This window comes from Mycobacteroides franklinii, from assembly GCF_001853795.1.
Taxonomy (GTDB): Bacteria; Actinomycetota; Actinomycetes; order Mycobacteriales; family Mycobacteriaceae; genus Mycobacterium; species Mycobacterium franklinii.
In genome coordinates this window covers 274875-299640 of sequence record NZ_MLIK01000004.1, presented here as the reverse complement: position 1 = coordinate 299640, position 24766 = coordinate 274875, and the positions used below count along the sequence as shown (strand labels likewise).

General features: G+C 65.1%; 27 protein-coding genes. 17 read left to right on the top strand and 10 right to left on the bottom strand.

Features of this window, described 5'->3' with window-relative positions; all coding sequences use genetic code 11:
* The first annotated feature begins 232 nt into the window (after nt 1-232).
* From BKG76_RS01975 to BKG76_RS01960, 4 genes are all read left to right on the top strand, one after another.
* Complete coding sequence (locus tag BKG76_RS01975) at nt 233-1897, top strand: circularly permuted type 2 ATP-grasp protein (protein ID WP_070935497.1); 1665 nt, start codon at nt 233-235, stop codon at nt 1895-1897.
* A complete protein-coding gene (locus BKG76_RS01970; RefSeq protein WP_070935495.1) occupies nt 1897-2874 on the top strand; it encodes an alpha-E domain-containing protein in 978 nt (325 codons plus the stop codon). The genes BKG76_RS01975 and BKG76_RS01970 overlap by 1 nt, the downstream gene beginning before the upstream one ends.
* A 1-nt stretch (nt 2875) precedes the next feature.
* Nucleotides 2876-3715, top strand: coding sequence for a transglutaminase family protein (locus tag BKG76_RS01965; protein WP_070935493.1), 840 nt, complete (start codon nt 2876-2878; stop codon nt 3713-3715).
* A 62-nt stretch (nt 3716-3777) separates the two neighbouring features.
* Nucleotides 3778-4425: a TetR/AcrR family transcriptional regulator gene (locus BKG76_RS01960; protein ID WP_057964958.1), complete on the top strand. Its 648-nt coding sequence runs from the start codon at nt 3778-3780 to the stop codon at nt 4423-4425.
* Between the two features lie 27 nt (nt 4426-4452).
* Here BKG76_RS01960 and BKG76_RS01955 read toward each other — a convergent pair whose 3' ends face one another.
* Complete coding sequence (locus BKG76_RS01955; RefSeq protein WP_070936796.1) at nt 4453-5052, bottom strand: type II toxin-antitoxin system PemK/MazF family toxin; 600 nt, start codon at nt 5050-5052, stop codon at nt 4453-4455.
* Between the two features lie 77 nt (nt 5053-5129).
* Between BKG76_RS01955 and lepA the strand changes: the two genes are divergently transcribed.
* Entirely contained in the window at nt 5130-6983 is a 1854-nt protein-coding gene (lepA, locus tag BKG76_RS01950; RefSeq protein ID WP_070935491.1) for a translation elongation factor 4, read from the top strand.
* Between the two features lie 98 nt (nt 6984-7081).
* Here lepA and BKG76_RS01945 read toward each other — a convergent pair whose 3' ends face one another.
* Nucleotides 7082-7846, bottom strand: coding sequence for a DUF899 domain-containing protein (locus BKG76_RS01945; RefSeq protein WP_070935489.1), 765 nt, complete (start codon nt 7844-7846; stop codon nt 7082-7084).
* A gap of 55 nt (nt 7847-7901) precedes the next feature.
* On the opposite strand from BKG76_RS01945, the gene BKG76_RS01940 reads away from it, so the two are divergent.
* Genes BKG76_RS01940 through BKG76_RS01920 form a run of 5 tightly spaced genes read left to right on the top strand, consistent with a single transcriptional unit; the run spans nt 7902 to nt 12704 of the window.
* Nucleotides 7902-8900, top strand: coding sequence for an NAD(P)H-dependent flavin oxidoreductase (locus BKG76_RS01940; RefSeq protein WP_070935487.1), 999 nt, complete (start codon nt 7902-7904; stop codon nt 8898-8900).
* 8 nt (nt 8901-8908) lie between these two features.
* Nucleotides 8909-9091 carry a hypothetical protein gene (locus tag BKG76_RS01935; RefSeq protein WP_070935485.1) on the top strand — a complete coding sequence of 61 codons (183 nt, stop codon included), beginning with the start codon at nt 8909-8911 and terminating at the stop codon, nt 9089-9091.
* A 41-nt stretch (nt 9092-9132) separates the two neighbouring features.
* The gene (locus tag BKG76_RS01930) at nt 9133-11103 is read left to right on the top strand and encodes a glycoside hydrolase family 15 protein (protein WP_070935482.1); all 1971 of its coding nucleotides are present in this window, start codon (nt 9133-9135) and stop codon (nt 11101-11103) included.
* Complete coding sequence (locus BKG76_RS01925; RefSeq protein WP_070935479.1) at nt 11100-11900, top strand: hypothetical protein; 801 nt, start codon at nt 11100-11102, stop codon at nt 11898-11900. The genes BKG76_RS01930 and BKG76_RS01925 overlap by 4 nt, the downstream gene beginning before the upstream one ends.
* A 15-nt stretch (nt 11901-11915) precedes the next feature.
* Nucleotides 11916-12704, top strand: coding sequence for a hypothetical protein (locus BKG76_RS01920; protein WP_070936794.1), 789 nt, complete (start codon nt 11916-11918; stop codon nt 12702-12704).
* Here the strand turns inward: BKG76_RS01920 and BKG76_RS01915 are convergent.
* From BKG76_RS01915 to BKG76_RS01895, 5 genes are read right to left on the bottom strand one after another with little or no spacing between them, the layout of a single operon-like run.
* The gene (locus BKG76_RS01915) at nt 12694-13947 is read right to left on the bottom strand and encodes an FAD-dependent oxidoreductase (protein ID WP_070935477.1); all 1254 of its coding nucleotides are present in this window, start codon (nt 13945-13947) and stop codon (nt 12694-12696) included. The two genes, BKG76_RS01920 and BKG76_RS01915, sit on opposite strands and share 11 nt — an antisense overlap.
* Nucleotides 13934-14455 (bottom strand): hypothetical protein, encoded by a 522-nt coding sequence (locus BKG76_RS01910; RefSeq protein ID WP_109420523.1) that lies wholly within the window; start codon nt 14453-14455, stop codon nt 13934-13936. Before BKG76_RS01910 ends, BKG76_RS01915 begins: the two co-directional genes overlap by 14 nt.
* Nucleotides 14452-15609 carry a hypothetical protein gene (locus tag BKG76_RS01905; RefSeq protein WP_070936795.1) on the bottom strand — a complete coding sequence of 386 codons (1158 nt, stop codon included), beginning with the start codon at nt 15607-15609 and terminating at the stop codon, nt 14452-14454. The genes BKG76_RS01910 and BKG76_RS01905 overlap by 4 nt, the downstream gene beginning before the upstream one ends.
* A 12-nt stretch (nt 15610-15621) precedes the next feature.
* Nucleotides 15622-16035 carry a hypothetical protein gene (locus tag BKG76_RS01900; RefSeq protein ID WP_070935475.1) on the bottom strand — a complete coding sequence of 138 codons (414 nt, stop codon included), beginning with the start codon at nt 16033-16035 and terminating at the stop codon, nt 15622-15624.
* Nucleotides 16032-17591, bottom strand: a complete 1560-nt coding sequence (locus BKG76_RS01895; RefSeq protein ID WP_070935473.1) for a hypothetical protein — start codon at nt 17589-17591, stop codon at nt 16032-16034. Before BKG76_RS01895 ends, BKG76_RS01900 begins: the two co-directional genes overlap by 4 nt.
* Before the next feature lie 60 nt (nt 17592-17651).
* On the opposite strand from BKG76_RS01895, the gene BKG76_RS01890 reads away from it, so the two are divergent.
* From BKG76_RS01890 to BKG76_RS01865, 7 genes are all read left to right on the top strand, one after another.
* Nucleotides 17652-17912 (top strand): hypothetical protein, encoded by a 261-nt coding sequence (locus BKG76_RS01890; protein WP_070935471.1) that lies wholly within the window; start codon nt 17652-17654, stop codon nt 17910-17912.
* A gap of 167 nt (nt 17913-18079) precedes the next feature.
* A complete protein-coding gene (locus BKG76_RS25505) occupies nt 18080-18175 on the top strand; it encodes an Ms4533A family Cys-rich leader peptide (RefSeq protein ID WP_407661639.1) in 96 nt (31 codons plus the stop codon).
* A gap of 132 nt (nt 18176-18307) precedes the next feature.
* Entirely contained in the window at nt 18308-19363 is a 1056-nt protein-coding gene (locus tag BKG76_RS01885) for a sulfate ABC transporter substrate-binding protein (protein WP_109420522.1), read from the top strand.
* Nucleotides 19360-20259, top strand: coding sequence for a sulfate ABC transporter permease subunit CysT (gene cysT, locus BKG76_RS01880; RefSeq protein ID WP_083337881.1), 900 nt, complete (start codon nt 19360-19362; stop codon nt 20257-20259). The genes BKG76_RS01885 and cysT overlap by 4 nt, the downstream gene beginning before the upstream one ends.
* On the top strand, nt 20256-21071 hold the full coding sequence (cysW, locus tag BKG76_RS01875; RefSeq protein WP_070935469.1) for a sulfate ABC transporter permease subunit CysW: 816 nt from the start codon (nt 20256-20258) through the stop codon (nt 21069-21071). Before cysT ends, cysW begins: the two co-directional genes overlap by 4 nt.
* Before the next feature lie 14 nt (nt 21072-21085).
* Nucleotides 21086-22105, top strand: a complete 1020-nt coding sequence (locus tag BKG76_RS01870) for a sulfate/molybdate ABC transporter ATP-binding protein (protein ID WP_070935467.1) — start codon at nt 21086-21088, stop codon at nt 22103-22105.
* A gap of 91 nt (nt 22106-22196) precedes the next feature.
* On the top strand, nt 22197-22508 hold the full coding sequence (locus tag BKG76_RS01865; protein ID WP_070935465.1) for a hypothetical protein: 312 nt from the start codon (nt 22197-22199) through the stop codon (nt 22506-22508).
* Between the two features lie 58 nt (nt 22509-22566).
* Here the strand turns inward: BKG76_RS01865 and BKG76_RS24175 are convergent, their stop codons facing one another.
* The 3 genes from BKG76_RS24175 to BKG76_RS01850 all read right to left on the bottom strand — a co-directional run bounded on the left by BKG76_RS24175 (nt 22567) and on the right by BKG76_RS01850 (nt 24764).
* The gene (locus BKG76_RS24175; RefSeq protein WP_078278419.1) at nt 22567-22719 is read right to left on the bottom strand and encodes a zinc transporter permease; all 153 of its coding nucleotides are present in this window, start codon (nt 22717-22719) and stop codon (nt 22567-22569) included.
* Between the two features lie 76 nt (nt 22720-22795).
* Nucleotides 22796-23491, bottom strand: coding sequence for a sirohydrochlorin chelatase (locus BKG76_RS01855; protein ID WP_070935461.1), 696 nt, complete (start codon nt 23489-23491; stop codon nt 22796-22798).
* Nucleotides 23484-24764, bottom strand: a complete 1281-nt coding sequence (locus tag BKG76_RS01850) for a sulfate adenylyltransferase subunit 1 (RefSeq protein WP_070935459.1) — start codon at nt 24762-24764, stop codon at nt 23484-23486. Before BKG76_RS01850 ends, BKG76_RS01855 begins: the two co-directional genes overlap by 8 nt.
* Nucleotides 24765-24766 lie beyond the last annotated feature (2 nt).

The following is a 24766-nucleotide window of genomic DNA, read 5'->3' as shown; positions in this document are numbered from 1 at the left end:
TTCGGTAAATCGTCTGGTGGGGCGGCAGGCCTCCAGATCATTGGATCCGGGGCGACTGAGCAGCGCCGCAAGGGAAGAGACTACCAGGGGAGCGCTCAAAACCTGAAACCGGCGGCTGAGCGCACAACGCGAGGTGGCGTCCAGGTGGCCAGCAAGTATCGAAGATACCGCGCACGCACTGCCGAATCCGCTGAGTTAGTGCAGCATAGGCAAGGTGAGCCTGCGAACAGTGATGCCGAATTCGGGGCGGCCGGCACGCGCGGCGTCGACGCCACGGCTAACCCGGCGTGACGACCAGATATTCGGCGGATACCGCGAACTTGTGTCCGAGAAGGGGGCCTACTCCAAGGCCTTCGATGAAATGTTCGACGCCGAGGGGAACGTGCGCGGGCCCTATAAGGGCATCTACGCCGAGCTCGCCCCCACCGATGCCGCCGACCTGGCCGCGCGGGCAGACGCGCTGGGGAGGGCCTTCGTCGATCAGGGCATCACGTTCTCGCTGTCGGGTCAGGAACGCCCATTTCCCTTGGATCTGGTGCCGCGCGTCATCGCCGCCGCGGAATGGTCGCGGCTGGAGCGAGGCATCGCCCAGCGAGTGCGGGCACTGGAGATGTACCTGGCCGATATCTACGGCGATCAGGAGATCCTGCGCGATGGCGTGATCCCGCGCCGGCTGGTCACCTCCTGTGAGCACTTCCATCGTGAGGCCGCCGGGATCAACCCACCGAACGGTGTACGGATTCACGTCGCGGGCATCGACCTGGTTCGCGACGCCCAAGGCACCTTCCGGGTGCTGGAGGACAATTTGCGGTCGCCGTCCGGGGTGTCCTACGTGATGGAGAACCGTCGCACCATGGCGCGCGTCTTCCCGGACCTGTTCGCCACCCATCGGGTGCGGGCGGTGGATGACTACTCCTCGCATCTGCTGCGGGCGTTGCGCATGTCGGCCGCCACCAACGAGGCCGACCCCACCGTGGTGGTTCTCACGCCGGGTGTCGCGAATTCGGCGTACTTCGAACACTCGCTGCTGGCACGCCAGATGGGTGTTGAGCTTGTCGAGGGGCGCGACCTGTTCTGCCGTGACAACCAGGTCTACATGCGCACCACCGAGGGCGAGCGTCAAGTCGACGTGATCTACCGCCGCATCGACGACACCTACCTGGATCCCATGCAGTTCCGCCCCGATTCGGTGCTCGGAGTCGCGGGGCTGCTCAATGCAGCACGCGCGGGCAACGTGGTGATCTCCAGCGCTGTCGGCAACGGCGTGGGCGACGACAAGCTCGTCTACACCTACGTGCCGACCATCATCGAGTACTACCTGGGCGAGAAACCCATTGTGGCGAACGTGGATACGTTCCGATGTTGGCTCGACGAGGAACGCGAGGAGGTGCTGGACCGCCTCGAGCATCTCGTCATCAAGCCCGTCGAAGGATCCGGCGGCTACGGGATCGTCTTCGGGCCCGACGCTTCCGAGAAGGAACGCGCCGTGATCGCCAAGAAGATCAGGGCCGATCCGCGCGGCTGGGTGGCCCAGCCGGTGGTGCAGTTGTCCACAGTGCCCACGAAGATCGGCGACCAGTTGGTGCCCCGGCACGTGGATCTACGCCCCTTCGCGGTCAATGACGGCGACGACGTGTGGGTGCTGCCCGGTGGGCTCACCCGGGTGGCGCTGCCCGAGGGCTCGCTGGTGGTGAATTCGAGCCAGGGTGGCGGATCCAAGGACACCTGGGTGCTGGCCTCGCGGGCATCGGTGGCCGAGCGAGAGCTCGCGGGCGCCGAGCCGGTACCCGAACTCCCGGAGGCCACAGAGGTTGAGCAGGGGCCCGAGGCGGCCACTGCGGGCCTGCAGCAGCACCACCTGCAGCAACAGCAACAGCAGCAAGGGAGGATGCGCTGATGTTGGCTCGAAATGCTGAGTCGCTGTACTGGATTGGCCGTTATGTGGAGCGGGCCGATGACACCGCGCGCATCCTCGATGTGACGGTGCATCAGTTGCTCGAGGATGCCAGCGTGGACCCCGACCATGCCTCTCGAGTGCTGCTGCGGGTGCTGGGCATTGATGCGCCGGACATTGTGCTCGACGTGTGGTCGGTGACCGAACTCGTCGCGTTCAGCAGGGGAGTACAGGGTGGATCGATCGTCGACTCCATCTCGGCTGCCCGGGAAAATGCCCGTGGCGCACGCGAAGTCACCTCTACCGAGATGTGGGAATGTCTCAACACGACGTACAACGCCCTGCCGGACCGCGAACGCGCCGCTCGCCGGCTCGGCCCGCACGAGTTCTTCACCTATGTGGAGGGGCGTGCCGCCCAGTTCGCGGGGCTCGCCGACTCCACCCTGAGCCGCGATGACGGCTACCGCTTCCTGGTGCTGGGCCGGTCCATCGAACGGGTGGATATGACGGTGCGGCTCCTGCTGTCGCGCGTCGGCGACCGCGTGTCCTCTCCCGCGTGGGTGACCCTGCTGCGTAGCGCGGGGGCCCACGACACCTATCTGCGTACCTACCGCGGGGTGTTGGACGCGAATCGGGTGGTCGAGTTCATGTTGTTGGACCGGCTGTTTCCCCGATCGGTGTTCCATTCGCTGCGCCAGGCCGAGTTGAGTCTTGACGAGCTGGATCACCGGCCGCACAGCCGAGTCGGTGCGCGCGCGGAGGCGCAGCGGCTCCTGGGGCGCGCCCGCAGCGAGTTGGAGTTCATGAGACCCGGTGTGCTGCTGGAGGATCTGCCCACCCGGCTGGCCGGGCTGCAGCAGACGTGCCGCGAGTTGGGTGAGGCGGTGGCACTGCAGTACTTCCACGCCGCGCCATGGGTGGCGTGGTCCGATGCCGGTGGTGCGCACGATCTGGAGCCCATCGAGGAAGGCGAGATCTGACATGTGGCGCCTGCGAATAGTGCATGCGACCGGGTATGCGTACAAGACACCGGTGACCGCCTCCTACAACGAGGCTCGGTTGACACCGCGCAGTGACGGTCGGCAGAACGTCATTCTCAATCGCGTGGAGACCGTCCCGGCCACCCGCTCGTATCGGTATGTCGACTATTGGGGTACCGCCGTCACGACGTTCGATCTGCACGCCCCGCATACCGAGTTGGAGGTGACGGGCCTGTCGGTGGTGGAGACCGATACCGCCGAGAAACCCGAGGAAGAGGTGGACTGGGGCGAGGTGCACACCACGGCGGTGATCGACCGATTCGATGAATATCTGTCGCCCTCCGCGTACGTTCCGCACAGCAAGAAGGTGCAAGCGGTCGGCAAGAGGATCGCCAAGGACGCCACCCCCGCCGAGGCCATCATCGCGGCATCCAAATGGGTTCACTCCGAGCTTGACTACGTGCCCGGAACCACGGGCGTGCACTCCTCGGCGCTGGATGCGCTGCGGGAGAGGAAGGGCGTGTGCCAGGACTACGCGCATCTGACCCTGGTGCTGCTGCGCAGCATGGGCATCCCGGCCCGCTACGTATCGGGCTACCTGCACCCGAAGCCAGACGCGGCCGTGGGTGAAACCGTGGATGGGCAAAGCCATGCCTGGATCCAGGGCTGGGCCGGAGGTTGGTGGGACTACGACCCCACCAATGACAGCGAAATCAACGAGCAGTACGTCACCGTGGGCATTGGGCGAGACTATTCGGACGTTAGTCCTCTCAAGGGCATCTATTCAGGGGGTGGCTCGACCGATTTGGACGTTGTGGTCGAAGTAACACGACTCGCCTAAACACCGCAGAAAAGCCAGTTATTGCACAGGTGTCTGGCAAGAAGAGTAATAATGCGTAGACCATGGTGACCAAACAAGCTACCGGGCTATACGGCGGACGAACGGCAGACGAGCGCCGCGCGGAGCGGCGGCGACGCCTCCTTGAGGCGGGGCTCGAGGTGATGGCCAGCTCGGGCTGGGCAGCGACAACGGTTCGGGAGATCTGCAAGACCGCCGGACTGAACACTCGTTACTTCTACGAATGCTTCGACGGCCTCGACGAGCTGCTGGTCGCGGTTTTCGACTGGATCATCGAGGACAGCATCGCCACGGCAGGCTCGGCGATGGCCGCTGCCGAGAAGGACTCACGCTCACAGGTGCACGCCGGCGTCGTGGGTGCGGTGACCGCACTGACCGCCGATCCCCGTCGCGCCCGTGTGATCGCCACCGAGGCGATGGGCAGTCAGCGACTTACTCGCCGTCGTATGCGGTTGACGCACTACATGGCATTGATGCTGGGTGCGGCGCGCGCCGAGTTCGATCCGGATGCTGATCCGAACTACACCGCGGTGCAGGCCGAAGCGCTGGCCGCCGGGGTCGCCGGCACCGTGTTGGCATGGCTCGACGGACGGCTGCGTCTGGAGCGCGAGGAACTGGCCGAATACACCGCTCAGTTCGTTGATCAGGCCATGTTCACGCCGCTGCCGGTGCGCAACTCCGTAGAACACTGAAGTGCGCTGACCCAGTCGGGTCAGTGGTCAGCTCCAGGAGAAGTGGGCGCGCAGACGTGCGGCGACGACGTTGAAACGTTCCACGTCGAGAATCGCGCCCTCGCGCCGGATCCCCGCTTCGGGGACGTCCAGTACCCGATCGAGGCGTACCCAGCTGGGGCGCCCGTCGTAATCCCAGCTTCCGCTGCCCAGCGCCACCCAGTCCGGGTCGGTGTCATGGCGTTCCTGGCTCGAGAGCATCAAGCCCAGCAGTAACGTGCCGTCGCGTCCCACCACCAGTACGGGACGATCCTTGCCCTGGGAGGGGTCGTCTTCATAGACCACCCAGGTCCACACGATCTCTCCGGGATCGGCGCGGCCATCCAGGTCAGGCGTGTATTCGATGCGACGGGCCCGATGGGCCGTGGGCACGCTACGGTTGGTCACCGGGCGGCCCGGAATGGCGGTCTGTTGCTCCGGCTCGACGACACCGATCGCCTCTAGCCCGCGCTGGAGTCCGCGCTGGACCAATTCCGACCCCTGTAGTTGCCGCAGCACCTTCGGGCCTTCGCGGAAGACGACTTGTTCGAGAGTGTCCACCGCGAGCTTCCCGAGCCTCCGCCCGAGCGTCTGCCACTGTGACGCCATGGTGCGAGCATACTGACCGGTAGTCCCCGACGACGTGTGTGTCAGGAGCACGTCCGTCGGCATGGGAGCATGGTGCGGTGCCAAGTTTTGCCGACACGACGTTCACGGACCCGGCGCGTATCCGTAACTTCTGCATCATCGCCCATATCGACCACGGGAAGTCGACGCTGGCCGACCGGATGCTGCAACTGACCGGTGTGGTCGACGCGCGGTCGATGCGCGCCCAGTACCTGGACCGGATGGATATCGAACGCGAACGCGGCATCACCATCAAGGCGCAGAACGTGCGGCTGCCCTGGAAGGTCAGCACGGATGCCGATTCCGCCGAATACGTCCTGCATCTGATCGACACTCCTGGGCACGTCGACTTCACCTACGAGGTGTCGCGTGCCCTGGAGGCATGCGAGGGTGCGGTGCTGCTGGTCGACGCCGCGCAGGGCATCGAGGCGCAGACGCTCGCCAACCTTTATCTGGCGCTCGACAAGGACCTGACGATCATCCCGGTCCTCAACAAGATCGATTTGCCTGCGGCCGATCCCGACCGTTACGCGCAAGAGATCGCGCACATCATCGGCTGCGAGCCGTCCGACGTGCTGCGGGTGTCCGGCAAGACCGGTGAGGGCGTCGAAGCCTTGCTCGACGAGGTGGTGCGGTTGATTCCCGCGCCGCAAGGTGATCCGGATGCCCCGGCGCGGGCGATGATCTTCGACTCGGTGTACGACATCTACCGCGGCGTTGTCACCTACGTCCGTGTGGTTGACGGCAAGATCACGCCGCGCGAGAAGATCGCGATGATGTCGACGGGCGCCACCCATGAACTGCTTGAGGTGGGCATCGTCTCGCCGGATCCCAAACCCTCTGTGGGTCTTGGGGTCGGCGAGGTGGGCTATCTGATCACCGGTGTGAAGGATGTGCGCCAGTCGAAGGTCGGTGACACCGTCACCTCCGCGCGCAAGGGTGCGACCGAGCCCCTCACCGGCTATCGCGAACCCAGGCCGATGGTCTACTCCGGGCTGTACCCGGTGGACGGCTCCGACTACCCGAACCTGCGTGAGGCACTGGACAAGCTGCAGCTCAACGATGCCGCGCTCACCTATGAGCCGGAGACCTCGGTGGCTCTGGGCTTCGGATTCCGTTGCGGCTTCCTGGGATTGCTGCACATGGAGATCACCCGGGAACGCCTGGAACGCGAGTTCAACCTTGACCTGATCTCGACCGCACCCAACGTGGTGTATCGGGTGATCAAGGAAGACGGCACCGAAATGATGGTGACCAACCCGTCGATCTGGCCCGAGGGCAAGATCCGCTCGGTATACGAGCCGGTGGTCAAGACGACCGTCATCGCGCCGAGCGAGTTCATCGGTTCCATCATGGAGCTGTGCCAATCGCGCCGCGGCGAGCTCGGCGGCATGGACTATCTGTCACCGGAGCGCGTCGAGCTGCGCTACACAATGCCGTTGGGCGAGATCATCTTCGACTTCTTCGACTCGCTGAAGTCGCGTACGCGCGGCTACGCCAGCCTGGACTACGAGGAGGCCGGCGAGCAGGAGGCCGACCTGGTCAAGGTCGACATCCTGCTGCAGGGTGAGGCGGTCGACGCGTTCAGTGCCATCGTCCACAAAGACGGAGCCAGCGCCTACGGCAACAAGATGACCGTGAAGCTCAAGGAGCTGATCCCGCGCCAACAGTTCGAGGTGCCGGTGCAGGCTGCCGTCGGGTCGAGAATCATTGCGCGCGAGAATATTCGGGCCATCCGCAAGGACGTGCTCTCCAAGTGCTACGGCGGTGACATCACCCGTAAGCGCAAGCTGCTGGAAAAGCAGAAGGAGGGCAAGAAGCGCATGAAGACCATCGGGCGGGTCGAGGTACCGCAGGAGGCCTTCGTGGCGGCGTTGTCCACCGAGTCGGCGGCCGACAAACCGAAGAAGTAGTGCTGGCGGAGGTTCGGGCGGCGGCTGACCCAACCTCGTCGAGCGTGCGAATAGTGTCGATATTTTGGTGAATTTCGACCGTATCGGCACACTCGGGCTCAGTGCTTGCACTCCTGACTCGGCATGCCGACGACGGCGCCGCCCTGTGGCCATCCGGCAGGTGAGTCTTCCCATGGCTCTTGACGTCCGTACGGCGTGAGATCCAGGAACGGGTACCCGACCGCTGAGTGGTCCAGGCCGCGCGCGAAGGCCGAATAGGTATGAAAAACCTCGTCTTTCCGTCGCAAGAAGACGCTGGCACCGGGCCAGTCCCCGCGCAGGTCTTCGTCGGTGAACCCGTCGGCGTGCAACTCGGCGAGGGACTTGTAGTTGTATTCGATCGGAACCCGCGCGGGGTCGAGCGTGACATGGAAGTCGTAGCTGAAATCGCCGTCGTCGGTGGAGTACCAGGGGAACGTCCAGCCATGCTCGTCGCGGTAGCGCGCGATGCTCGCATACGGCGCACGGGAGACGCAGGCGAAGGTCACGCCCTTGTCGTGCAACAGCGCGATGTCCTGCTCGGTGAACGTCATATCGGCGGCGCCGGTGCAGCTGGGGCAGCCGCGGTTGACGTCGTCCAGCCACATGAAGTGGTGGATGTACAGGGTGTGCCGCCCCTCGAACAGGTCAAGGAGCCGAACCTGGCCGCCGGGCCCCTCGAACCGGTAGTCCTTCTCGATCTTCACCATCGGCAGCCGTCGTCTTTCGGCGTTGACGGCATCACGTAGATGCGTGACCTCCCGTTCACGGGCCAGTAGTTTCTTGCGCGCCGCCAGCCATTCTTCGCGGCCTGCGACATCGGGGTAAGCGGTCGGTGTGCTCATACCGATACCGACCCGCCCGAGTGCCGAAACTCATCGCGCCGATACGCTCAGATGTATGAGTACCGTGCTTGCCGGGCTTCGTCTTCCAGTGGTTGGTGCCCCGATGGCCGGTGGCATCACCGTCCCGGCGGTGGCACGCGGCGTGAGTGCGGCGGGAGGATTCGGCCTCATGCCCGCCGGGTACCGCACCGTCGCCCAACTGCGGCAGGACCGCGAGGCCATGGGCGAGCTGCCCTTCGGTTTCAACGTGTTCGTGCCCACTCCGGACCAGGGGGCCGACCTCGGCGAGTACCTGGACAAGCTGAAGATCTGGGCCGACAAACTCGAGGTCGCTCCCGGTGACCCGGTCTGGCACGACGACGCCTATGCCGAGAAGATCGAGTACCTGGTCGCCAATCCGGTACCGGTGGTGTCCTTCACCTTTGGCGTGCCCACCGCGGCGGACGCGCACCGGCTGCGCGACGCCGGATCCGAGGTGTGGATCACCGTGACCAGTGCCACCGAGGCCACCATCGCCGAGGGGATCGGCGCCGACGCGCTTGTTGTCCAGGGCCCGGAGGCCGGTGGACATCGCAGCAGTTTCGACGCGGGCGCACCCGAGGAGCCGCTACTGGGACTGATCGCGAGTGTTCGGGCGGTGACCGCGTTACCAATCGTCGCCGCCGGCGGGATCATGGATGGCGCCGATATCGCTCGGGTGCTCACGGCGGGAGCCACGGCCGCGCAGTTGGGGACCGCGCTGGTGGTGACCCACGAGTCGGGCGCTAAACAGATTTACAAGGACGCCCTGCTGAAACCGGCCGACACGGTGGTGACCCGGGTCTTCTCCGGCCGGCCTGCCCGCAGTATCTCCAACGCATTCCAGCGCGATATGGAATCGGTTGCCCCGGTGAGTTTCCCGGCGCTGAACTCGGCGACCAAGGAGCTGCGGGCAAGTGGCGACCCGGATGTGATGTCACTGTGGGCGGGCACCGAACACCACCGAGCCCGCGCGCTGCCGGTGGCTGAATTGATGGCCACATTGGGCGCCGAACTGGCCGCGGCTCGAGGATAGGTACGCATATGAAACCAGCCACCCTGATCTGGACCGTGCTCGTTGCCGCCTGCCTATTGGTCGGCATCGACCTGATCATCTACCTGGCGGGTCCCCGTAGCGGAGGGTCCACCGGTGTCCTTGCGTCGCTCTTGGTGTTCAACGTGCTGCTCTTCGGTGGCCTCGGCATCTACCTACTCCGCAGGCGCTAAATGAGCCGGGCGCGTAACCAGATCCCACCTACGATGGTCAGATGGTGTCGTCTCTTGATCCCGAGCTGTCGCTAGAAGGACTGCTTTCCAGTCAGTCTCCCGTTCAGCGGCGCGGTCCGTTTCCGCCGATTGCCGACTACGCCTTCCTCTCGGATTGGGAGAACACCTGCCTGATCGCCTCCAATGGGTCGGTGGAGTGGATGTGCGTTCCGCGGCCTGACTCACCGAGCATCTTCGGGGCAATCCTGGATCGCGGGGCGGGCCATTTCCGGATCGGGCCGTACGGGCACAACGTGCCGGCCTCGCGCCGCTACCTGCCGGGCAGCTTGATGGTGGAGACCACCTGGCAGACCAAGACCGGATGGCTCACCGTGCGTGACGCGCTGGTACTGGGGCCCTGGCATGACGTCGATTCCCGTTCCAAGACCCATAAGCGCACCCCGACCGATTGGGATGCCGAACACATCCTGTTGCGTACCGTGCGCTGCGTCAGCGGGACGGTCGAGGTGCTCATGAACTGCGAGCCCGCTTTCGACTATCACCGCGAGGGGGCCACCTGGGAGTACTCCGGCGATGGATACGGCGAGGCGATATGTCGGGCCACCAAGAACCCCGACGCCAATCCGACGCTGAAGCTCACCACGAATCTCCGGTTGGGACTGGAAGGCCGAGAAGCGCGCGCCCGCACCCGGCTCACCGAAGGTGATAACGCGTTCGTCGCGCTGAGCTGGTCGAAACACCCTGTCCCACAGACGTATGCGGAGGCAGCCGACAAGATGTGGAAGACCGCCGAGGCCTGGCGGCAATGGATCAACATCGGCGAATTTCCGGATCATCCGTGGCGCTCGTATCTGCAGAGCAGTGCGCTGGTTCTCAAGGGTCTGGCCTATTCGCCGACCGGAGCGCTGTTGGCGGCGTCCACCACGTCGCTACCGGAAACCCCTGGTGGAGTGCGTAACTGGGACTATCGCTACTCGTGGGTCCGTGACTCCACCTTCGCGCTGTGGGGACTGTACACCCTTGGTCTGGATCGCGAGGCCGACGACTTCTTCTCGTTTATCGCCGACGCGTCGGGCGCCAACAACGGGGAGAAGCATCCGTTGCAGGTCATGTACGGCGTGGGCGGCGAGCGCACGCTGACCGAGGGCGAGCTGCCTCACCTGTCCGGGTACGACGGAGCGCGACCGGTCCGAATCGGCAACGGCGCCTTCGACCAGATCCAGCACGACATCTGGGGCACCATGCTGGATTCGGTGTATGTGCACGCCAGGTCGCGGGAACAGATTCCCGCGACGCTGTGGCCCATCCTGAAGAACCAGGCCGAAGAGGCGGCGCGGCACTGGCGTGAACCGGACCGTGGCATCTGGGAAGTGCGCGGGGAGCCGCAGCATTTCACCTCATCCAAGATCATGTGTTGGGTGGCGATGGACCGTGGCGCCAAACTCGCCGAGATGCATGGCGAGAAGAGCTATGCCCAACAGTGGCGTGGTGTCGCCGACGAGATCAAGGAAGACATCCTCGAGCACGGCGTCGATGAACGTGGGGTGCTGGTACAGCGCTACGGTTCAACGGCTTTGGATGCCTCGCTGCTGCTGGCGGTGCTGAACCGCTTCCTGCCGTCCGACGATCCGCGGATCCGGGCGACGGTGTTGGCGATCGCCGATGAGCTGACCCATGACGGCCTGGTGCTGCGCTATCGGGTGGAGGAGACCGATGACGGGCTTTCCGGTGAGGAGGGCACCTTCACCATCTGTTCGTTCTGGTTGGTGTCGGCTCTGGTGGAGATCGGCGAGGTGCGCCGGGCTCGGCATTTGTGCGAGCGATTGCTGTCCTTCGCCAGCCCACTGCAGCTCTACGCCGAGGAGATCGACCCGCGCACCGGGCGACACCTGGGCAACTTCCCGCAGGCATTCACCCACCTGGCATTGATCAATGCTGTCGTGCACGTCATTCGCGCCGAAGAGGAGGCAGACGTGAGTGGCACCTTCCAGCCCGCGAACGCACCCACATGACGGTGCGGGGCGGCACCGCCGCGGTCGCGGTGGTGATGTGCGTGCTCGCCGCTGGTTGCGGCCGCGCCGCCGACCAGACTGAACAGACGACCGGCGCGTCCGAGTCTCCTTCGGGGACAACGTCGTCGAGTTCAGCGGTGAACCCCGCCCCCACGGAGCCCGCCCCGCCTACCGCATCACCCGCTTTTGGGTACACCCCCGAATTGACAGCAGAAAAGGGTGCGCAGGGGACGGTCACCTACGACGTGCATCTACCGCAGCTGTCCGGCGGGGTGGACGCCGTGCGCGACCGATTCAACGACGGAATCCGCTCTGCGCTGCAGGATCTGGTCGAGAACCTGCCCGGCCCCAGCAAGGATCTGGCGGTGTCGATCGATGACGGTGATCTTGGGCCCGGCCCCGAGACCACCCGCGTCGCCGTGATCGGGCCGCATGTGGTGGCGGGTATCCAGGTGTATCTCTGGTACGCGGGCGGCGCCGCCCACCCCAACCAGTCGGTCTCGACGACGGTGATCAACGGCGATACCGCGCAACCCATTACCTATGACGACCTGTTTCCCAATCAATATGCCGCGATGGAGCGGCTGAGGCAGGTGTTACCCGGTCTGGACCCGACGGGACGGGTGCGGCCGGACAACGTCAACGTACGACTCGAGCAGTGGCTACCGGCACCGACCGGCGTGCGGTTCTATGTGCCCGTCTCGCATGCTGCCGGTGATTTTGTGCCGATTACGGTGCCCTGGGACAGGATTCGTGATCTGGTGGATCCCAAGATCGTGCCGGTGTTGAGTCAATAGTTGGGGGTCCTGTTCGTGAAGCGTGGTCTTGTGTCGATGTTGGTGTTGACGTGCGGCGTCGTCGCCGGTTGCCTCCAGCCTCCGCCGCAACCCGCACAGACCTCGGAAACGCCGCCATCCACCAGCCCACCGCCATCGAAACCGGTTGTGGCGCTTACCCCGGCGGCGGCACCGCCTACCGCGAAGCCGGCATTCGGCTTCACCCCGATGCTGGATGAGGTGAGCGGTAAAAAGGGGAATGTCGAGTGCAAGGTCAAACTGCCTCAAGTCTCCGGAGATAAGGCGGCCGCTCGGGACCGCTTCAACGAAGGCATGCGTACGGCACTGAACGATGCGGTGCGGGTGCGGGACGATCCCAAACTCACCAAGCCGGCGACCATCGGTGACGGACAGCTACAGGCACAGGAATCGAGCCGGGTCTCATTCATCGGTCCCCATGTGTTGTCGGGGGTGGCGGTGTTCCTGGGGTCTAGTGGTGGTCCATATCCCAGCCATATGGTGGCGACCATCACCATCAATACCGATACGGCGCAACCGATCATGTTCGGTGACGTCTTTTCCGACCAGGAGGCTGGCCGGGAAAAGCTGCGGAAGCTGGCCCAGGAACTTGGTCCCCCTGATCGCATCAAGGCGGCAGGAGACATGAAGTCCGAGCAGTTCCTGCAGTGGGTTCCGGCACCCAAGGGATTGACGTTCTACATCTCCGTTCCGCACGTCGCCGGAGACTATGTGCCGGTCACCGTGCCGTGGGAGAAGATTCGCGACCAGGTGGCACCCGCGATGGTGCCGATCCTCAGCCAGTAGGGGAGCGGCGGGCGAAATCGGGTGCGTGCTCGGGCAGTGGCCCGATCGCCACCCCATAGGCCGGAATTGCTTGCAGCCATGGGTACTTGGTGGCGATGGACAGCACCGACGCGATCTTGGTGCTCGGGGTGACGGTGGTGGTCGAGTCCACCGCCGAGAACACCCGTCGGTGCACGGCTCGCTGGATTCGCTGGATCAGTGCGGTCGGTCCCCACCGGCGGATCTGAACCTTACGAAGATCGGCGGTCGTGAGCGTGCCCGTGCGCAGCGGCTCGGCCAAGATGCGTGCGGTGGCGACCGCGTCAGCGATCGCGAGATTGATGCCGACCCCGCCGACCGGAGACATGGCGTGTGCGGCGTCACCGATGAACAGCAGGCCGTCGCGGTACCACTTGCGGAGCCTATTGAGCTGCACGTCAAGCAGTTTCACGTCATCCCAGCTGGCGATGGCGTTGGTCCGGTCGGCCAGCCGCGGCACCATTTCGGCGATCCGGTCGCGCAACACCTGCACGTCGCCGCTGCGCATCTGCGAGTCGGTGCCCTTGCCGATGAGATATCCGCACTGGAAGTAGTCGCCCCGATCGAGCATCACCATGAATCGGTTGGTGCCCACCCGTGCGCGCGGTCCCTGCGGATCGTCGGGATGCTTGGGCAGGCGGAACCACCAGACGTCGATCGGAACCCCGAACTGCCGTGGGCGCATTCCCGCCGCCGCGCGCAACACCGAGCCGCGCCCATCGCAGGCAACCGTGAGATCGGCCCTGAGCTGGCCGGTTTCGCTTGTGGCGGTGCGATATTCGACTCCGGCTATGCGGTCGCCGGAGCGGAGCAGGCCGGTGACCTCTGTGCTACGCCACAGATGGAAGGTGGGCTCGGTCTCCGCGGCGCTGGCCAGCATTTCCAGGAAGTCCCACTGAGGTGCCATGGCGATGTGCTTGTGCGGTCCGGGAAGCCGATTCAGGTCACCCAACCGGAATGTCTGTTCGCCCAGATCTACCGTGACCTGCTCCACCAGGTTGTGCGGCATGGCCGCGAAGTTGGGACCTAGCCCCAACTCGTCGATCAGATTCAGGGTGCTCGCGTGCACGGTGTCGCCGCGGAAGTCCCGCAGGAAATCGGGGTGTTTCTCCAGAACGGTGACGTCGACGCCGGCTCGCGCCAGCAGCAGCGCCAGCATCATTCCGGCGGGTCCACCGCCTGCGATGGCGCAGGTGGTGCTCTGTGGCTGCTCAGGTTTGGTCACGGGTCCTCCTCCACGCCACGATCAGAACCCCGACCAACGCGAACAGCGGGATCAACGAGATCGTCCAACTTAGTGCCAACGGCGGCCCCGGCTGGGGCAGCACGTCGAGGTTGAGTGTGCCCTTCCCCGGTCCTCGCGGTCCGTCTATATCGAAGACGAACTGGAAATGACCTTCCTCTTGCAGCGCCTTGATATCCAGTCCCCAGACCTCGCGTTTGCGCGGATGGCGGGCCAGGGGCTCGGTGGGCCACGTGCGCCCGTCGGGCGGGACTACGGTGAGCGTGCCGGACTTCCCGGCGATCCCGTCGGAGGGAATGAAGGTGAAGTCGAGCGATTGCATGGCGCGCAACGGCCAGGTCGAGAAGCCGATCGTCAGTGCGTAGGGGCCGGCGGCGACCTGTTCGGTGTGTACCACGTTGACAGGCGCGTAGGCGTTGGCGGGAGCGCTGATGGTGAGGGACAGGCCGACGACAGCCAGGAAGGCCAACAGGATTCGCAGACGTCTCACGCTGTGGCCTCCGCCGGTTCGGCGTCGTTTCCGGGCACCCGCAGCATGAGTGCGATGCGCTGCGCCAGGAACCCCGCGAGCGCACCCAACACCAGGCCGATCAGACCGACGGTGATGTAACTGCTGATCGTTTCGGTCCCTTGTCGGTACAGCAGCGCCCCCTGCAGCACATATCCCATGCCCGCAACCGAGCCGAGGATTGCGCCGATGAGGGTCATCGGTCGCCGCTGCCATGCGCGATCCTTGGCGAGGTGCAGCAGCCCCGCGGCCAGGGCGGCGAAAACCACGAGAAAGGTCGGCATCATCGCCGGTATCGCGGGGGCTCCACCCCACAGGTCGTCGCGCAGCGGCAGCCCTACCGCGGCGGCGTATTCGCGTGCGGCCCAGGGCGAGAACCACCAGAAGACAGCCTGGATAGCGCCCATGATGAGCGCCACGCCGAACGGCGCCACCGGAGAACGCACGACACCCGCGACGATCAGCAGGACCAACGGAACGATGAATGCCGATCCCAGTGAGATCGGGTTGAAGTCGAATTTGAAGAGGAACAGCGCGCTGAACGGCACCGCCGTCATCGCCGCGACCAGTGAGGATTGCGCCATCAAACCGACTGTTCCCCAGCGGAATCGGCGTGCCGCGGCGAATGTGACGACGCTGCCCAAATCGGTGACGGTCCCGGAGACAAACAGCGCGAAGTGCGGCGGTGAGGCCAAGATCGCGTCGAACCCATACACCGTGTGCCACCACAGATCCAGCAGTCCGTACAGCAGGAACGACGCGGCCCCACAGCCGGACAGGAGGAAGCCCAGGGGAGCGGTGAACCTGCCGCCGAACACGCGGATGGGGACACCTCCCACCCAGCGCGGTACCGCTTCGCCCGCGCGTTGGGCGCCGGTGACCATCAAAATCATGGCCAGGCTGGCGATTCCACTGATGGCACTGCCCGAATACAAGAACAGGTGCGGCAGGGTAAAGAACGTATCGGGGCCCACATCGTTGTGCCACTGGACGTCCCAAGTGGTGCCGGTCGCCCCCACCAGACTGCCCAGCAGCACCCCATACGCCCCCAGCGGCGCGTACTTCTCGATGACGGCGCTCGCGATCCGCGGCCGTTGTTCCGCGCCGGAACGCGCCACGTCTGTCTCGGGGCTCATCTCAACCTCCACCTACCCTCCACTCACCCATAGTGGCATCGTCGCGCGCTCATCGGGATCACCCGACGGCGGCGTGATGGTCACGACTACCTCCCACGGGCCCGCCATCGACAACATCACCTGATCGAACTTGGTACGGCCCGATACGACCTCCCGCAGCGCGGGCATGGCGTGGCCCATCAGTGGCATGACCAATTCGACTGTCACCGATTCGGATTCGGGGAGGTCGTGATCCTCCCTCTCTTCGACGGCGATTTCCAGCGCGGTCATGCCAACGCGCGGGCTGTCCACCGTCATCGTGACCGAGTAGTGCTCGGTACCCGAGTACAGGGTGACGGCCTTGGGTGGGCTGGGCCAGGCGATCCAGGTCAACGTCAGCACCGCGGCAACGATCAGGGCCAGTCCCGCCCACACGCGACGGGTCATGAGATGTCCAGTCGTACCGGGATCGTCAGCACCCGATAGTCGCGCTGTGCCTGAATCCAGGCGAGGTACCGGCCGGGCTTGGGGAACGTGAAGGTGAACGGCACATCGGGTCCGAAGGCGGCGACGGTCTCGTCGGGCGGACTATCACCGTTGAGTGGTGGCACGCCTACCATGGGCAGCATCGAATCATCTTGCGTGACAGTGCTGTTGGAACCATGATTCATGCCCGGCATGCCTAGCATATCGGTGTCACCGTGCCCGCCCATGGAATGAGCGTGTGCCCACACCGCTGAGTCCTGCACCGCCATGCCGAGGCCGCCCGCGGGGGTGTCGTGCGGAATCGGGCCGGCGATCACCAGGTGGCCGAGCATGCCCAGCCACGGCTGCAGCACCGGGTCGGATCCGATGGTCGCGGACAGTGTCGTCGGCCGGCCCGCGCGCAGTCCAGTCGCGTTCACGTGCACGTGCAGCCCGTCGATCATGCGCATGCCCGGCCCGTCGAACGGTACGGGTGCGGCGGGTTTCCCGGTACCGGCGGTGAGTCCGCCGGGCAGGCGCACCGTCTGGACTCCGCCGCCGCGCCGCACGAACTCGGCCGAGACCGCGTATCGCCCTGCCACCGCCGCGGACTTGGGCACCGAATAGCGGCCGGGCGCAACCCTTATCGGATGCAGATGGGATAGCCGTCCGTCCGGGGCCACGACCAGGAGGTGAATCAATGCGCTGTCGTGGATCACCAGATCGTCGGCGACGAGCCCGGTGGCGGTGTCGATCAGTGAGAAATTGATGTCCGTGGCGCGTCCCGAATCCAACTCGGACTGTTCGGCCATGAGCATTGCCGACGGCCGCGAATAGTCGGTGACCGCGGGGCGGTCGAGTCGGTAGGGGTTGGCGGTGTTGTCGACGGTCGGGTCCCGTTGCAGGCCCGGCTCGGGCGGGGGCGGTGCCGACGCAGACAGCACCGCGCCGGTGATGGCAACCGCGAGGGCCGTCACCGTGGCGGTGACGGGCACTGCGATCCACACTCCGCGACGTACCCGGGTGGCCACCACCAGCGAGACCACCAGCAGCAGCCCGGTGGCGGCCAGGCCGAGATAGGCCACGCGTTCGGGTGGTGACATCGCCTGACCCATCAGGACCAGCGGAATGCGGGCAGTGTGCACGCCGTCGCTGATGGTGAGGTCGGCCGGACCGGTGTGGTCAACATCGAGGGTCGCGCTGTACGGGCCGGGTTTCTCGCCGAGGGCCACGATCGCCGTCGACGTGGGGACACCCGGTGCGGGGTCAAATGCTTCGGTGCCGGCGCCGGTGGGCACGAGCTGCAGCCGGAGCGGCCCCCCGGCGCTGCCTTGGTGAGTGATGATGTCGACGTGCAGCGGGCCGGGAATGCCGGTGACGCGACGGGCCACGACGGTCAGTTCACGTTGACCGAGGCTCTGGGCGACCTGCACGTCGGCACCTGCGGTCGCGGAGTCGGCCGCCGCGACGCTGGTACCGCTGAACAGTGTGAACAGTGCGAGCGCCAGCAATAGGCATGTCGTGCGCAGGCGGGTCATCGGGGTCCAGTCTGCCCTGCGCCGACAGGACGGCGGTGTGGTCCGCCTAAACTGGCCCGCGTGAACAGCGACAGCGTGATCGGCCTCCTGAGTTGGTGGGATGGTGTCGAGCTGTGGCTGAGTGGGCGCGGCTTCATTCTTCAAACGATCATCGTGATGCCGGTAGTGCTGTCACTGGCCTATGTCATGGCCGTGGCCGGTGACAGGATCCTATTTATGCTGCTCAGCCTGGTGAATCGGGTCGGCCGGTTCTACCAGGCGACGCGCCGGCATCGCATCGAAAATTCGATAGCCGTGGTCAGCCCGGGGGAGCTTTCATGAATGGCATGCCGCAGTCCCGGGTGACGTTGGCGCTGGTTGCGCTGGCGCTTCTGGTGATCGTCGCCTGGCTGTTGAGCCGGTAGTCACTGTCTGTTGATGTAATAGTGCTTCTACCTGCCGGTTCGACCGTAAAGACCGCATCAAGGGCCTCTGCTACGCTTCCGCTCATGCATTCCGCAGCCCCGGGTAACCGTGTGCGCCACATTCTGGCGCTCATTGCGGTCGGTACATGCGCGGTCGCAGACGTTCACTGTTGTCGCTAAACCCATCCCGTTCGCGGTTTGGTGTCGGTAGCGGCTAGTTCGAAGCCCACTGGCTGTTTCGCTACCTTTCTGTCGTTACGGGATTTCATGAGATATCCGTCCAGGTAATCGCTATCCCACGAAAGGCATCCCATGTTCTCCCCCTTGATCAACGTCGCGAAGACGGTCGGCGCCCGCCGGTGGCGCCACATCGGAGTTCTTGCCACAGCGGCAACAGTTCTCGCCGCCTGCGGTGGGGGAGCCAGCGATGTCGCCGGAGGCGACTCACACTCGAACGCGGACACCACGCTGACGCTGGTTGCCTACGCCGTGCCGGAGCCGGGTTGGCAGAAGATCATTCCCGCCTTCGCGAGTACTCCCGAGGGCAAGGGCGTCGCGGTGACGACTTCCTATGGGGCGTCCGGGGACCAGTCCCGCGCCGTGGTGGATGGCAAGCCCGCCGACATCGTGAACTTCTCGGTGGAACCCGACGTGAGCCGTCTGGTCAAGGCGGGCAAGGTTTCCGAGGACTGGAATGCCGATGCCACCAAGGGGGTTCCGTTCGGATCGGTGGTCTCGCTCGTGGTGCGCAAGGGCAATCCCAAGAACATCAAGGACTGGGACGATCTGCTGCAGCCCGGCATCTCGGTGATCACCCCCAGCCCGTTGAGCTCGGGCTCGGCCAAGTGGAACCTGCTGGCGCCGTATGCGGCCAAGAGCGACGGCGGCCGTGACGAGCAGGCGGGTATCGACTACATCAGCAAGCTCGTCGGCGAGCACATCAAGCAGCGCCCCGGTTCCGGGCGTGAGGCCACCGATGTGTTCCTGCAGGGCAGCGGTGACGTGCTGATCAGCTACGAGAACGAGGCCATCAACGTCGAACGTCAGGGCAAGCCCGTCGAGCACGTCAACCCGCCGCAGACGTTCAAGATCGAGAATCCCGTTGCCGTCGTGAAGAACAGTGCCCACCTGGACAAGGTGACCGCCCTGAAGAACTTCCTGTACACGCCGGCGGCGCAGAAGCTATGGGCCGAGGCAGGTTTCCGCCCCGTCGATCCGGCCGTTACGGCAGACTTCGCCAAGGATTTCCCCACACCGGAGAAGCTATGGACCATCGCCGAACTGGGTGGCTGGAAGACCGTCGATCCGGCATTGTTCGATAAGGACAACGGCAGCATCACCAAGATCTACAAGAAGGCCACTGGATGACAACGTCAACGGAACAGTCGACGGAACCGGCCTCCGAGCCGAAATCGGCCGCCCGGCCCGACCGCGAGGTCGGCGCCGGGCGATCGGGCGGCCTGTTGACGCGCCGATACGGCAGCACCTCGCTGCGTATCGGTGCGGCGTCCATCTGGCTCAGCATCATCGTGCTGCTGCCGCTGGCCGCGATTATCTGGCAGTCGGCCGGCGGTGGGTGGACCGCGTTCTGGGATGCGGTCACCTCCAATGCCGCGATCAGCTCATTCCAGGTCACGCTGGGAGTGTCGTTCGGGGTGGCGGTGGTCAACCTGTTCTTCGGGCTGTTGGTGGCCTGGGTGCTGACTCGCGACGATTTTCCCGGCAAGCGGCTGGTGGATGCCGTCATCGACCTGCCCTTCGCCTTGCCGACGATCGTGGCGAGCCTGGTGATGCTCGCGCTCTACGGCCCGGGCAGCCCGGTAGGCATCCACATTCAGCACACGAGGTGGGGTATCGGCATCGCGCTGCTGTTCGTCACCTTGCCCTTCGTGGTGCGCTCCGTGCAGCCGGTCCTGCTCGAACTCGATCAATCCGTCGAGGAGGCCGCCGCGTCGCTGGGGGCCGACAACTGGACGATCTTCCGGGCGGTGGTCCTGCCCGCGCTGCTCCCGTCACTGTTATCGGGTGCGGGACTGGCCTTTTCGCGCGCCATCGGTGAATACGGCTCCGTGGTGTTGATCGGCGGGGCGGTGCCCGGCGAGACGGAGGTGTCCTCGCAATGGATCAGGACGCTCATCGAGAATGACGACCGGACCGGTGCCGCGGCCATCTCGATCGTTCTGCTGATCATTTCGTTCGTCGTGTTGTTCATCCTGCGCACCATCGGATCGCGTGCGGCCAAGCGAGAGGAGCTGGCACCGTGACCCCGTCGCCGGTCGTTCGTTACCTGGTCCGATACGTGGCACTGCTGTATGTCGGCATCCTGGTGATCGTCCCCGTGGGTCTCATTCTGTGGCGCACCTTCGAGCCGGGCATCGGAGCGTTCTTCGAATCGATCTCCACACCGGCCGCCATCTCGGCCTTGCAGCTATCGCTGTTGGTGGTGGCCATTGTGGTGCCGCTGAACGTGATCTTCGGCATCCCCACCGCATTGGTGCTGGCGCGGAACAGGTTCCGCGGCAAAGCCGTGCTGCAGTCGATCATCGACCTCCCGTTCGCGGTCTCGCCCGTGGTGGTGGGTGTCGCGCTGATCCTGCTGTGGGGGTCGGCGGGCGTGTTCGGGTTCGTCGAGCACGATTTCGGCCTCAAGATCATCTTCGGGTTCCCGGGCATCGTGCTCGCCAGTATTTTCGTCACGATCCCGTTCGTCATCCGGGAAGTCGAACCCGTGCTGCACGAACTGGGGACAGAGCAGGAAGAGGCCGCCGCGACGCTGGGAGCCACGGCATGGCAGACGTTCTGGCGCATCACCTTGCCGTCCATCCGGTGGGGTTTGACCTACGGCATCGTGCTGACGATCGCCCGTACGTTGGGTGAGTACGGCGCGGTGATCATGGTGTCGTCGAACCTGCCGGGCACCTCGCAGACCCTGACCCTGCTCGTATCCGACCGTCATGACCGTGGCGCCGAATACGGCGCCTATGCCGTCTCGGCGCTGCTGATGGCTGTTGCGGTGATCGTCCTGGTGGTCCAGGTGGTCATCGATGCGCGACGAGCAAAAGCCAATAGTGAATAGCAAGGAGCCACAAAATGACTGACGCGATCACCGTTCGCGGCGCGAACAAGCATTACGGCGACTTCGCCGCGCTGGACAACATCGACTTCGAGGTGCCGTCGGGCTCGCTGACCGCGCTGCTGGGGCCCAGCGGCTCGGGCAAGTCGACGTTGTTGCGTGCGATCGCCGGCCTGGATCAGCCCGACACCGGCACGATCACCATCAACGGCCGCGATGTCACCGGCGTCCCGCCACAGCGGCGCGGAATCGGATTCGTGTTCCAGCATTACGCGGCCTTCAAGCACCTGACTGTGCGCGAGAATGTCGGATTCGGCCTCAAGATTCGCAAGAAGCCCAAGGCGGAGATCAAGGAGAAGGTCGACAATCTGCTGGAAGTGGTGGGACTGAGCGGTTTTCAGACCCGCTACCCCAATCAGCTCTCCGGCGGCCAACGTCAGCGCATGGCGCTGGCCCGCGCGCTGGCCGTCGACCCCGAGGTGCTGCTCCTGGACGAGCCGTTCGGCGCGCTCGATGCCAAGGTGCGTGAGGACCTGCGGGCCTGGCTGCGCAGGCTCCACGAGGAGGTGCACGTCACGACGGTACTGGTGACGCATGACCAGGCCGAGGCACTGGATGTCGCCGACCGGATCGCGGTGCTCAACAAGGGCCGCATCGAGCAGGTCGGTTCTCCCGACGACTTGTACGACCGTCCGGCGAACAGCTTCGTGATGTCGTTCCTGGGCCCGGTGGCCAAACTGAACGGAATCCTGGTGCGCCCACACGATATTCGTGTGGGACGCAATGCCGATCTGTCTCGGGCTGCCGCGGAGGGCACCGGGGAGACCACCGGTGTCACCAAGGCGACGGTGGACCGCGTCGTGCATCTCGGCTTCGAGGTGCGGGTGGAATTGACCAGCGCCGCGACCGGCGAGCAGTTCACCGCCCAGATCACCCGTGGTGATGCCGAGGCGCTCGGACTGCACGAGGGTGATCACGTGTATGTCCGGGTGACACGGGTTCCCGACTTGGGTGAGTTGGCTGAGGTCGCGTCCTAGGACGTTCTCCGCGCTTTCGAAGTACACCTGCAAGTGCCCGGCTACGAGCGACACAGGTGACTCTGTCGGTGGCACGTGTCATCGTGCGGTGATGGCGGGAAAGAAACGGGTGCACGGTATCGAGCTGCGGTATCTGCTGACGTTGTACCTGCACAGGTTTGGTGCGCGGACCGTGTCAGAACTGGCGCAGATGCTGGACCACAGAGGGTTCGACACCAGCGGACGGACATCGAAGGCGATATCTGATGCCCTGCGCTGGGAGGTGCGCCGAGGCCGGGTGATCCATTACGGCCAGGGGAGTTATGGCCCCGGTGGCATTCCGCGTGGCACCGAGCATCGAATGTTGCAGCGCGAAGAGGCATTGTTGTCGCTCGTAGCCGGGCACGACGAAGAATGCTCCTGAAACGCACGTGGCAAAGAAAATGGCCCCCGGTTCTCCGGGGGCCATGTGTTATCGGACTCTAGTGCTCGTCGTAGTGATCGCCGTGCGGAGCGTGGCGGTGCCCGTCATGGACGTAATCCACGTGATCCTCGTGAGCGACTGCCTCGTGACCGCAGTCGGGGCCGTGAACATGATCGGGGTGGCTGTGGGTTTCGTGTTCGGTGCTGGTCATGTGCCTAACGCTATAGCGAACATGCGCATATAACAATGCATTGAAGAGGGGGCGCCGGGATCTTGCGGAGAGTTCACTAGTGCGTTACCGGGACCGGTGCCAAGACCGCCGCGGAGTAGCGCTCGACCACCACCTCGGCGACCAGCCGATCGGGGCCAAGCGGAGCCGCCACCGAGGTATTCAGTTGCGCGGCTTCCGCCCGCACCCGGTCCAGGAGCAGGCCAGGGGAGAGAAACCACGGTGCCACAACGATTTCCGTCGCGCCGCGGGCTCGTAGTGCGTCGGCTGCGTCGGCAAGGCTCGTCGAGGCGCCGGTGGCAAACACCGTTGTCGAGAGCGTCCATTGCGCGGCCAGGGCGCGTGTGCGCGCATTGGCCGTGGAATCCGAGGAGCCGACAGCGGTGAGAATCACGCCGGGGTTGTCGATACCGAGCTCGATCACCCGGCGCCGAGCCAGCTGCAGCAGCCGGCGGTCCGCACCGAGCACGGCAGCCTGTGTCACCCGCAGTCCCGGGGGCGCCGAGGACAGCACCGTCGGCAGGTCGATCCGCGCGTGATACGCGTCCGACAGCAGCAGCGGCACCACAACCGCATCGCCGCTCAGCTGGCCCAGCACGTCGCCGAGATTCGGGTCGGACAGCTCGAGGAACGCCAGCCGCACGTCCAGATCCGGCCGCAGCGACCGGACCCGGCCAACCAATCGGCGCGCATTCTCCGCGAACCGCGGGTCGCGGCTCCCGTGCGCGACGGCGATAAGCGTCGGATTACGCACGATTCAGTTCGACGGCGCGCAGGGCGTCGCCGACCAGCCCTGCCGCCAACGTGTTACCGCTCGACGGGTCGATCAGCAGGAAGCTTCCCGCTGTCCGGTCGTCAGCGTATTCATCGACGCTGATCGCCTCGGCCAGGCGAATGCTGATCTGACCGATATCGTTGAGCTCCAACGACTCCGGCTGGGCATCGGCAGACAGATTCTGCTCGTCGAAGCGCTCCACCAGCTCGCCGATGATCGCGGGAACCGTGCGAGTGCCGTGCTTGAGTAGCAGGCGCGCGCCGGCCTTCAACGGCTTGTCGGCCAGCCAGCACACCGTGCCATCAATCTCCGAAACCGGATCTGGCACATCGGTTGATGCGATCAGATCGCCACGCGAGGCATCCACGTCGTCGGCGAGGATCAAGGTGACGCTGCGGCCCGCCTCGGCCACCTCAAGGGGACCGTCCGCGGTGTCGATGCCCGCGACCGTGGTGCGCTGCCCGGCGGGGGAGATCACCACCTCGTCACCCACCCGCACCGTGCCCGCGGCCACCTGGCCGGCGTACCCGCGGTAATCGGGATACTCGGCGGTGCGTGGGCGGATCACGTACTGAACCGGGAAACGCAGCCCGACCGTGCTGGACTCCTCATGCGCCGGAATCGATTCCAGGTGCTCGATGAGGGTGGGTCCGCTGTAGAAACCGGTCCGCTCGCTGCGGGTGGCGATGTTGTCGCCGTGCAGCGCGGAGACCGGGATCTCGACGACGTTCTCGGGCTTCCAGCCCAGCGAGCTGGTCAGCTCGTTGAATTCCGCGCTGATGGCCTCGAAGATCCGGGCGCTGTCAGGCACCAGGTCGATCTTGTTGACCGCCAGCACCAACCGCGGCACACCCAGCAGCGCCAGCACCGCCGCGTGGCGACGGGTCTGCTCGATGACACCCTTGCGCGCATCAACCAGCAGGATCACCAGCTGCGCGGTAGAGGCGCCGGACACCGTGTTTCGGGTGTACTGCACGTGCCCGGGAGTGTCAGCGAGGATGAACGACCGCTTGGGGGTGGCGAAGTAGCGGTACGCCACGTCGATGGTGATGCCCTGCTCGCGTTCGGCCCGCAGCCCGTCAACCAACAGCGACAGGTCGGGAGCGTCGAGTCCACGTGACTCGGAAGCCTTTGTGACGGCATCGAATTGGTCGATGAGCACCGACTTGGTGTCGTACAGCAGCCGGCCCACCAGGGTGGACTTACCGTCATCGACACTGCCTGCGGTGGCAATGCGCAGAAGATCGCTCATGA